Origin of the sequence: Candidatus Planktophila sp., from assembly GCF_040402275.1 — a bacterium.
Taxonomy (GTDB): Bacteria; Actinomycetota; Actinomycetes; order Nanopelagicales; family Nanopelagicaceae; genus Planktophila.
Genome location: NZ_JBBAMW010000026.1, coordinates 1 through 9792, shown reverse-complemented (window position 1 = coordinate 9792; position 9792 = coordinate 1). Strand labels below are relative to the sequence as shown.

Here is a 9792-nt window from a genome sequence, read left to right as displayed (position 1 = left end):
TTACCGCTTGCGCAACATCTGTCAGTGTGGCGACACTGCACGAAAGTGAAGATACGCCTAAACCAACAAGCACTGAAGCCAGCGCTGCATCAGATGCTGCTTCACCGCACACACCAACCGGACAATTATTTTTAATGCCAGCTTGTGCAACTAGGTGGACAGCGCGCAGCAATGCTGGTTGCCAGGGGTCGTTAAAGCTGGCCAACGGTGCAGATTCGCGATCTGCAGCATGCAAGTACTGTCCTAAGTCATTAGTACCAATCGAAACAAAGTCGCACACCTTTGTAATTTCATCTGCGTGGAAAATTGCTGCAGGAACTTCAATCATCACACCTGCTTTGTTCAAACCATATTCGCGAGCCATGGCAACAAATGCTGCAGCCTCACCTGGCAAGGTCACCATCGGTGCCATGACCCATACCTCTGCCGTTGTGGCTTTGGCAGCATTTGCAATTGCTTGTAACTGAGCACGAAGCAAATCTTCATGACCATCGATGGTGCGATATCCGCGTACACCAAGTGCCGGATTTGGTTCTTGAGCAAAGTTAATAAATGCCATTGGCTTATCTGCGCCAGCATCTAAGGTGCGGATGACTACTTTTTGGCCATTAAAGGGTGTGAAGAGTTGGGTGTAGATCGCAGTTTGCTCCTGCAAAGTTGGCGCATCGTTTCGATCTAGATACAACAACTCTGTGCGCAGCAATCCAACGCCATCGGCCCCGGCTGCAACAGCTGCAACTGTGTCTTCAAGGCGACCGATGTTTGCATAGATCGGAACAACTGTTCCATCTGTTGTGACATATCCATCTGCAGAACGGGTGATAACCCTTGATTTACGTGCCTTAATGCGCTCAATTTTGGTTGCGATCTCACTTTTTAACGCATCAGTGGGATTAAAGGTGATGAGCCCAGTTGTGGCATCTACTGCAACGGTTGCACCAGCTTGTGCTGTTGCTACTTCCACAACGCCAGGACAAGCAACGATTGCTGCAATTCCATTTGATCTGGCAATGATTGCGGTGTGGCTAGTTGGTCCACCACCTGCTGTGACAATGGCCAAGATTTTATCTGTTGCTAAATCGGCAGTATCTGCAGGAGATAAGTCTTGTGCGATTAAAACTGTTGGCACATCAAAATGTGGAATTTCAGGATAAGCAATACCTGCAATTTCGCATAAAACCCGATCTCGGATATTTGCAACATCACTGACGCGCTCTGCCAAGTAGCCACCGGAATCGGTTAACAACTCTTGAAAAACCCCTGTTGCCTTAACCATGGCATAACTTGCAGTGTGACCACTTGCAATAAATCCTGCAGCCTCTTCTGCAATTGCAGGATCAGTTGCAATCTCTGCTGTTGCTAACAAAATTTCGTGTAGCTCGCCAGTTGTTCTGGCAGCACGTGCTTCTAAATCTAAGCCAACTGTCTTGATGGCAAGGTTTAAAGCATGACCTTCTGCTTCAAAACTTTGGTGTGATGGCTGACCGGTTGGGACAGGAATATTTGTATTGAGGAGAAAGAAAGGACCGACTGCGGCTCCAGAACTAGCAGGTATTCCCGTAAGAGTAGTCACACGCGTCCTTTACTGAGTGCTTCTATAAAGAAGCAACGAGAGCATCTAGTAATAGTGCACCATCATAAAAGTCACAGAAGTTTAGATCAATAGTCAAGGAAACAATCTTTGTTGTTGCGCTCTCATATCCGATGGTCACTGATGTAACTTGGTTAGGAAAGAGTAACGGAGTTGCAGAGCTCATTGAATAGGTTGTCAGATCAAAAACTGTTGTTGTTGCCCCTGAAAGCATTGCCACAGGCACCTTTCCGTTCTTGGCAGCATCCGTTGTGGATGCAACCAAGGCAGCCAAATCAGCAATTTTTAGTTGGTCTGGATCTTTAAAGACCGGCAGTGCACTGCCGTATTTGGATTCAATAATCAATGCGACGCCAACATGTTGGTGTGCTGCAAGATCTGGGCGATTGCGCAAAACCTTGGCCCAGGCAGCAATGAATGTGGCATGATCAAAGTTGGCGTTCACACTTCGTGTAAATGAGGCTTGGGCAATGCTGCGAGTCATTTCAATACCCTTGGCAATCAAAGCTTTGTTAGCAGCTTGGCGCTTTGCGATTGCTGGATCTAACTGTGCGCCATTGACATCTTCCATCGTGATGGTGCGATCAGGTCCTGTCGCACGCACCGTGCGCAAATCAATTCCGCGGTTAGCTGCTTCTACTCGTGCCTTTGGAACCGCCTTAACTGTTTCATTAAGGATGACTGGGGCAGCAGGTGCAACCGGGGCGGCAACAACTGGTGCTGGCGCAGCTACTACTTCAACAGCTGCTACAGGTTCATTATCTGTTCCAAAATCAAATGCCATCACTTCAGTGTCTGTCAGCATGATTAATACAGGTTTGCCAATTTCAACAACATCACCTGGGTTTGCAACCAAAGCTTCGATAACACCATCTGCCGGTGCTTCAACTTCCATATCGATTTTGTCGGTCATAACCTCAAATAAAACATCGCCGTTTTTAACATGATCGCCAACTGCAACATGGAAATTGATGAGCTCTCCAGTTTCCATAGTCATGCTCATCTTTGGCATGACAACTGGATATTTAAAACTCATCGCCAGTTTTTAACAATCTCGCGAGCAGCAGCTTCGATGTCATCAAGCTGTGGCACAGCAGCCTTTTCTAACTGCGGAGCATAAGGAATCGGAATATTCATGCCCGCAAGACGCTTAATTGGCGCTATTAATGAGCCAAATGATGAAGAACCAGCTAGCTGGGCAATGACTTCGTTGATGAAGCCTGCCTGGGCTGGGCCTTCTTGAACAACCATTAAGCGACCAGTTTTTTCAACTGATTCAAATACTGGGTTCATATCAAGTGGAGAAATTGTGCGAGGGTCAATTAAAGTAATTGAAATTCCTTCAGCAGCTAATTTTTCGCATACCTCCCATGATTTATTAACCATGATGCCGGTTGCAACAATTGTTAGATCTTTTCCTTCACGAACTACTTTAGAAACACCAAGTGGAATTCGAGTTGCACCTTCAGGGACAGGATCTCTGCCGGGGATCTTGTAGAGAAGTTTGTGCTCTAAGAAAATTACTGGGTTGGGATCATCAATTGCGGCAAGTAGCAATCCCTTGGCATCTGCTGGATTTGATGGAACAACAACTTTTAATCCAGGAACGGATGCAAACCATGGCTCCAGGTTTTGTGAATGCTGGGCTGCAGCACCTGTGCCTGAACCTTGTGGAGTTCGCAAAACCATCGGAACGTGTAGTGCTCCGCCCAACATGAAGTGAATCTTTGCAGCTTGGTTAGCAATCTGATCCATGGCTTGTGCGGTGAAATCTGAAAACTGAATTTCAACAATTGGTCGCATGCCAGATAAAGCCGCACCAACAGCTGCGCCAACAATTCCAAGTTCTGCAATAGGTGTATCTAAAACGCGCTCCGCCCCATAGCGGTGATACATATCCCCTGACACACCAAATGCGCCGCCGTAAATACCAACATCTTCACCGAGTAAGAAAACTTCTGGGCGTTCATCAAAAGCGATAGACATGGCTTCGCGAACTGCCTCTGCCATAGTTAACATGCGATCGCTCATGCTGACACCGCCTTAAACACTGCGTCTAATAGCCCTGATGGCTCAGCAGATTCAGCCTTTACAGCCTCATTAACAGCGGCCTTGATTGCCTCAATTGCTTCATTTTGAATGACATCACACTGCTCTTGAGTAAGAATTCCTTCTTCTATTACACGGGCAATGAACTTTGGAATTGGATCCTTAGTACGCCACTCTTCAATTTCTTCCTTGGTGCGATACAAATTCTTATCTGAACGGGAGTGACCCTTCCAGCGGTAGGTCTCAGCAATAATTAATGTTGGACCTTCGCCAGCTTTTGCGCGATCAACGGCTGCTTGTGCAACTTCATAGACTGCAACAACATCGTTTCCATCAACATTTACGCCAGGGATTCCGTATCCCTTGCCGCGATCTGCCAAGTTATCAATTGCAAAAGCTTTTTCAGTAGATGATGACATTCCGTACTTATTGTTTTCACAGAACAAAACCATTGGCAGCTTCCAGATTGCCGCCATATTTGCAGCTTCATGGAATGCACCTTCATTCATTGCACCATCTCCAAAGAAGGAAACAGCAACAGTTCCGCGCTTCATCATTTTGGAGGCAAGTGCTGCGCCAGCTGCAATAGGTATTCCGCCACCCACAACACCATTTGCGCCAAGGTTTCCGGTTTCAACATCTGCGATGTGCATTGATCCACCGCGACCACCGCAGTAGCCAATTTTCTTTCCTAGCAATTCTGCAATCATGCGTGTGAGGTCGGCACCCTTTGCAATGCAATGGCCATGTCCACGGTGTGTAGATGTGATCTGATCTTGCAAAGTCATTGCCATGCACATGCCTGTTGGAGATGCTTCTTGTCCGATAGATAAGTGCATCGTCCCGTGCATCATTCCGCGACCGAAGAGATCTTCAACGGCTTCTTCAAACTTGCGAATGCGCCACATGTAGAGCAGCGCGTGACGCGCATGCTCAGGAGAAGATAACGGGTGGCCCATCAACAACGGATTGACGCTCATAATCCAACTTTCACATTTGTGCAGCAGCCTGAATAGATGTTCCTATTAAACACCACTCCCGCAACGGTTACGCTATGGCCTATGAAGGAATTCCGCTCAGTAGTCGCCTCAGCCGTTGGCCTGCACGCTCGTCCAGCAGCACTTTTTGCATCAACAGCCAAAGGTTCTGGAAGCGTTGTTCGCTTAGCAAAGATCGTTGATGGCCAGGCAACTGCAGCCGTTGATGGTGCCAGTGTTCTTCGCGTTATGACCCTTGGCGTTAAATTCGGCGATGAGGTCGTTGTAACTGTTGAAGGCGAAACTGAAGCTGAAACTATTTCGAAGTTACAGGCGATTGTAGAAAGCAATGATCATTGATTTCTAAATTACGCACCGGCGTTGGAGTCGATGCCCACCAATTTGGCGAAAGCGGACCATGTGCGCTCGCAGGCTTGTTGTGGGATGAAGCCCCGCGTTTAGTCGGTCATTCAGATGGAGATGCCGCAGTCCACGCACTGTGTGATGCAGTCTTGTCTGCTTGCCAACTGGGCGATATCGGAACTTTTTTTGGTGTTGATACACCCGAGATGGCTGGAGCATCAGGTGTTGCCATGATTGAAAAGTTACGTGATTTTGTCACAGCTAAAGGATTTGTCATTAACAATGTTGCATTACAAATTGTTGGCAACACACCAAAGATCACGCCTCGTCGCGCAGAAGCACAGAAGGTATTGAGTGACGCTCTTGGTGCCCCAGTTTCTGTTGCTGCAACCACATCTGATCAAATGGGCTTTACCGGTCGCGGCGAAGGAATTTATGTCATTGCAAACGCTCTGGTGCAAACACCATGAGTTTGAATCTTTATGACACGGCCACCCGTGAAGTAAATGAATTTAAACCGTTAGTCGCAGGGCAGGTTTCAATGTACATCTGTGGTGCAACTGTGCAATCAGCACCACACATTGGACATGTTCGAAGCGGTGTTAACTTCGACATCTTGCGACGGTGGTTAACAAAGAGCGGCTATAACGTTACTTTTATTCGAAATGTCACCGATATTGATGACAAAATCCTGCAAAAGGCAGCAGTTGAAAAGATGGCCTGGTGGGCTCTGGCAATGAAATACGAGCGTATTTTTAGCGATGCTTATGCATCATTAAATGTCTTGCCACCAACCTATGAACCACGTGCCACTGGCCACATCACACAGATGATTGAACTCATGGATCAGCTCGTTGAAAGTGGCGCAGCATATGCACCAGGTAATGGCGATGTGTATTTAGAGGTTCGTAAATTAAAGCGTTATCTAACCTTGTCTCGTCAAAATCTTGATGATTTGCAACCTGCTCAAGATGCAGATGAAAGATACAAAAAAGATGTTCGTGATTTTGCATTATGGAAAGCTGCAAAACCAGGTGAGCCATCATGGCCAACACCGTGGGGACCAGGTCGTCCTGGGTGGCACCTCGAATGTTCTGCAATGGCGCACGCATACCTTGGAGAAACTTTTGATATTCATGGCGGAGGATTAGATCTTGTATTCCCACATCACGAAAATGAAATCGCACAATCAGAGGCAGCTGGTTATGGATTTGCTCAACGTTGGTTGCACAACGCTTGGGTTACACAATCTGGCGAAAAGATGTCAAAGTCTTTAGGTAATGCATTACAAGTTCATGAGATTCTAAAAGTTGTTCGCGGAATTGAACTGCGTTGGTACTTAGGCGGCGCGCATTACCGTTCGATGCTGGAGTATTCACCAGAAGCGTTGCAAGAGGCAGCAACCAACTTTAAGCGGATTGAAAACTTCTTACACCGCGCAACTGAACTTGTTGGAGCACAACCAACACCACGCATCAACGCAGAATTTACCGCGGCAATGAATGATGACTTAGCTGTGCCGGCAGCACTTGCAACGATCAGTGAAAATCTGCGACTAGGTAATCAAGCAATCACAGATAACGATAAATCTGCAGTTTCTAAAAATGCTGATGAAATCCGCGGAGCGCTAGAAATCTTGGGTTGTGATCCATTTGATGCTGTATTTGCTTCATCTGGTGGAACAGACCTAACAGAAGCACTAGATGGAGTAATTAAATTAGCTCTTGCAGAGCGGGCATCTGCGCGTGAGCGTAAGGATTTCGCTGCCTCAGATGCCATCCGTGATGGGCTCGCTGCTTTAGGAATTACAATTGAGGACACTGCTCAAGGGCCTCGCTGGTCTATTTCTTAACAAATACCGCACGACGAAACGAGAAAAACAATGGCTGGCAATTCATCCCGTAAAGGCGCTATTCGCCAATCAAAAAAGGGACCATCTGCCGGTACTGGTGGAAATAACAAGCGACGTCTTGAAGGAAAAGGACCAACTCCAAAGGCTGAAGATCGTCCATATCACGCAGCTGCAAAGCGCAAGAAGGCTGCTGAAAAGAAAGAGGTTCGTTCTCCTCGCGTTGCAAAGGGAGATCGCCCTCGTGGTGAAATCGTTGCAGGGCGTAACGCAGTACTTGAAGCACTTCGTGAGAATGTTCCCTCTACAGAATTATTAGTTGCCCGCAGTATCGATGTTGATGACCGCGTTGCCGAAAGCCTAAAGCTTGCACTCCACCACGGTCTGCCAATTCGCGAAGCACACCGTGCAGAAGTTGAAGGCATCTCACCAAATAGCCAAGGAATTATTCTTGCTATCAAGCCATTCCAGTATTCAAGTTTTGAAGAAATCATGGAACGTGCAAAGTATCCATCATTAATTGTTGCCCTAGATGGTGTTACAGATCCACGCAACCTTGGTGCGATTATTCGTTCCGCTGCAGCATTTGGCGCAGCAGGTGTCATCATGACTGAACGTCGCGCAGCAACAATGACGGCATCTGCCTGGAAAGCATCATCAGGTGCGGCAGCACGTTTGCCTATCGCACAAATTACAAACCTTGCACGCACCATTGATGCAGCTAAGAAAGCCGGCATGTTTGTTGTTGGTCTAGATGGTGAGTCAGATGACATCATCAGCAACATGAAGGTTGCAACAGAGCCATTGATGATTATCGTTGGTTCTGAGGGCAAGGGACTTGCACGTTTAACTAAAGAAAAGTGCGATCTTGTAGTTTCGATTCCGATTAGCGCGACCACTGAATCTCTTAATGCAAGCGTTGCAACTTCAATTGCACTCTTCCACGTAGATCAGCAGCGTCGCGCAAAGTAGGCAAAAAACTGTGAAATACAATCGTTTTATTGCTATTGGTGATTCCTTCACCGAAGGCATGTGTGATGAGAAAAAATATGGCCAATATCGCGGCTGGGCAGATCGGGTTGCCGATGTTATGGCTGAAAATCAAGAGGGTTTTCAATATGCCAACCTCTCAATCCGCGGCAAGTTACTCAAGCAGGTAATCGATGAACAAATCGAACCAGCAATTGCACAGGTAATTGATGAGACAACTTTAGTTTCATTTCATGCTGGTGCAAATGATGTTATCCGTCCCAAATACAACCCCAACCAGACATTGCCAATGTATGCCGAAGCGGTGCGCAAGGTTGCAGCCTCTGGTGCAACGGTAATGTTGTTCACCGTTCTAGAAGACAGCGGCAGTACGGGACGTTTGGCAGAATCGTGGCAAGCTCGCTTTAAAGATTTTAATGAGAATGTCCGCGCCATGGCAGAAGAAGTTGGCGCAATTTTGTGTGATGCAAATGGCGAAGTAGCCTTCAAAGACCCACGCTTTTTGGCATTTGATCGTTTGCATTTAAACCCAATGGGACATGATCGCGTGGCACAGGCTGTTTTAGAGACTATCGAACTTCCGTTTGATCCATCATGGCGTCGTCCCTTAGCTCCACAAGAGCCAACTTCACAGTTTGTTAAGTCAGCAATTACTATTACTTGGTTTGTAACTTTTGCACTGCCATGGATGTGGCGGCGTGCTCGTGGCAAATCATCTGGTGATGGGCGAACATGTAAGTATCCAATTGCAATTAATTGGCCGTTGCATCATCTTGATTAAATCTGAGAAACGGTCCACTCCCAGGTGTGAACACCAGTTTTGATGATGTATTTATCTAAAGTATCTGGACCACAAGAGGCAGTGCCCACACCGCGGTGAGCAGCATCAATATGCACAACTGTGTTTCCACATGCCTTCACTTCAACATCATGGGTTGCATCGGCTAATTCTGCATCCCTGTTAGGCGTTACAGAGACCTGAGCAGGCTTGGACATTGCAAAACGCAGACCATTTCCGGCTGTATTTGTAACCTCAAACCAACGAACCGCAGCATGCCCACCATTTTCTTGTGGTCGAACATATGGAATGTATTGAGCAGCAACTGTTGAGACATAGCGCGTGATGCGACCAATTTTGCGGTCAGGATATGACTCGTGTGAACCGGTGCCAAAATAGACAAGATCACTCAAAGATCCATCTAGCTCAAATAATGTTCCAACACGCGCAAGATCGTCAAATGCTTTTGGAATCGTGACAGATTCCTTCACGTTAAATCCACCAACAACTGGTGTGATCAACTGTGTGTGCTTGAAAGAAACACCAGTACTTGTTTCCCAGGTGTTGCTTACCTTGATCGATGTTGGAGTTTGTCTGACAACACAATCGGTGCGAGAGATGTCACGGACGCCATAACGCTCCCACTTAGATGCAATATGTCCGATGCGATCATTATCTGTTGGTGCTCGCCATAGTGAAACAGATGGTGCAACGATTCCGTATGGCAAAACTATTTGTCCGTGCTCATCAACGACATCGCCAATTTCTTTTGCCTTCTTTGCTGGTGCTAGCGCTGTTGATGGCAGTGCAATCTGACTCCAGCCGACCTCTGACATTGGCAAGGCCCATGGCGTAGTTGCTATGCAAACTAGCGAGAAGGTAATGAAACGTTCTCCGCGGGTTGTGCCCTTTGCAAACTTCTTTGATGACACTTTAAAGTTAACTGACTTGCGAGGTACAACTTTTGGCAGTTTCACAACGCCACCATCTTGGATCAAACCATCGCATGTAATTGACCACTGAAGTTGGTACCCACTCAAATCCTTAAAGAAGTTCTTGTTAAAGATCTTGAATTGACCTGATGCTGGCTTAACTCCAGTGATGACAACAGGTGCGGCAATAGCCTTAAATTCATGCATTGCAGGCTTAGCTGTGCGGTCTGGGAAAACCATTCCGTCGCAGCAGAAGTTACCAT

10 protein-coding genes are annotated in these 9792 nt (G+C 46.9%); 5 read left to right on the top strand and 5 right to left on the bottom strand.

Annotated features, from left to right (window positions below; genetic code table 11):
- From ptsP to AC9UEY_RS05220, 4 genes are all read right to left on the bottom strand, one after another.
- Positions 1–1573: phosphoenolpyruvate--protein phosphotransferase (gene ptsP, locus AC9UEY_RS05235; protein WP_509538748.1), on the bottom strand; the 1573-nt coding region annotated here is incomplete at its 3' end.
- 22 nt (positions 1574–1595) lie between these two features.
- Positions 1596–2627, bottom strand: a complete 1032-nt coding sequence (locus tag AC9UEY_RS05230; RefSeq protein WP_509538745.1) for a biotin/lipoyl-containing protein — start codon at positions 2625–2627, stop codon at positions 1596–1598.
- Positions 2624–3622, bottom strand: coding sequence for an alpha-ketoacid dehydrogenase subunit beta (locus tag AC9UEY_RS05225; RefSeq protein ID WP_509538742.1), 999 nt, complete (start codon positions 3620–3622; stop codon positions 2624–2626). The genes AC9UEY_RS05230 and AC9UEY_RS05225 overlap by 4 nt, the downstream gene beginning before the upstream one ends.
- Complete coding sequence (locus AC9UEY_RS05220) at positions 3619–4620, bottom strand: thiamine pyrophosphate-dependent dehydrogenase E1 component subunit alpha (protein WP_509538740.1); 1002 nt, start codon at positions 4618–4620, stop codon at positions 3619–3621. Before AC9UEY_RS05220 ends, AC9UEY_RS05225 begins: the two co-directional genes overlap by 4 nt.
- Positions 4621–4701: 81 nt before the next feature.
- Here AC9UEY_RS05220 and AC9UEY_RS05215 point away from each other — a divergent pair, with 81 nt between their 5' ends.
- From AC9UEY_RS05215 to AC9UEY_RS05195, 5 genes are read left to right on the top strand one after another with little or no spacing between them, the layout of a single operon-like run.
- Complete coding sequence (locus AC9UEY_RS05215) at positions 4702–4977, top strand: HPr family phosphocarrier protein (protein WP_509538737.1); 276 nt, start codon at positions 4702–4704, stop codon at positions 4975–4977.
- Positions 4977–5450, top strand: a complete 474-nt coding sequence (gene ispF / locus AC9UEY_RS05210; RefSeq protein WP_509538751.1) for a 2-C-methyl-D-erythritol 2,4-cyclodiphosphate synthase — start codon at positions 4977–4979, stop codon at positions 5448–5450. Before AC9UEY_RS05215 ends, ispF begins: the two co-directional genes overlap by 1 nt.
- On the top strand, positions 5447–6832 hold the full coding sequence (cysS, locus tag AC9UEY_RS05205) for a cysteine--tRNA ligase (RefSeq protein WP_509538735.1): 1386 nt from the start codon (positions 5447–5449) through the stop codon (positions 6830–6832). Before ispF ends, cysS begins: the two co-directional genes overlap by 4 nt.
- A gap of 30 nt (positions 6833–6862) precedes the next feature.
- On the top strand, positions 6863–7801 hold the full coding sequence (rlmB, locus tag AC9UEY_RS05200; protein WP_509538732.1) for a 23S rRNA (guanosine(2251)-2'-O)-methyltransferase RlmB: 939 nt from the start codon (positions 6863–6865) through the stop codon (positions 7799–7801).
- 10 nt (positions 7802–7811) lie between these two features.
- Entirely contained in the window at positions 7812–8600 is a 789-nt protein-coding gene (locus AC9UEY_RS05195; RefSeq protein ID WP_509538730.1) for an SGNH/GDSL hydrolase family protein, read from the top strand.
- Here the strand turns inward: AC9UEY_RS05195 and AC9UEY_RS05190 are convergent.
- Positions 8597–9792, bottom strand: a 1196-nt coding sequence (locus tag AC9UEY_RS05190; RefSeq protein WP_509538727.1) for a beta-galactosidase small subunit-related protein, incomplete at its 5' end; no start/stop codon positions are given. The two genes, AC9UEY_RS05195 and AC9UEY_RS05190, sit on opposite strands and share 4 nt — an antisense overlap.

Excerpts from the sequence above, each read along its gene's own strand:
- AC9UEY_RS05230 (WP_509538745.1), bottom strand. The coding sequence starts at position 2,627 with ATGAGTTTTAAATATCCAGTTGTCATGCCAAAGATGAGCATGACTATG.
- cysS (WP_509538735.1), top strand. The coding sequence starts at position 5,447 with ATGAGTTTGAATCTTTATGACACGGCCACCCGTGAAGTAAATGAATTT.
- AC9UEY_RS05225 (WP_509538742.1), bottom strand. The coding sequence starts at position 3,622 with ATGAGCGATCGCATGTTAACTATGGCAGAGGCAGTTCGCGAAGCCATG.
- AC9UEY_RS05215 (WP_509538737.1), top strand. The coding sequence starts at position 4,702 with ATGAAGGAATTCCGCTCAGTAGTCGCCTCAGCCGTTGGCCTGCACGCT.
- rlmB (WP_509538732.1), top strand. The coding sequence starts at position 6,863 with ATGGCTGGCAATTCATCCCGTAAAGGCGCTATTCGCCAATCAAAAAAG.
- AC9UEY_RS05220 (WP_509538740.1), bottom strand. The coding sequence starts at position 4,620 with ATGAGCGTCAATCCGTTGTTGATGGGCCACCCGTTATCTTCTCCTGAG.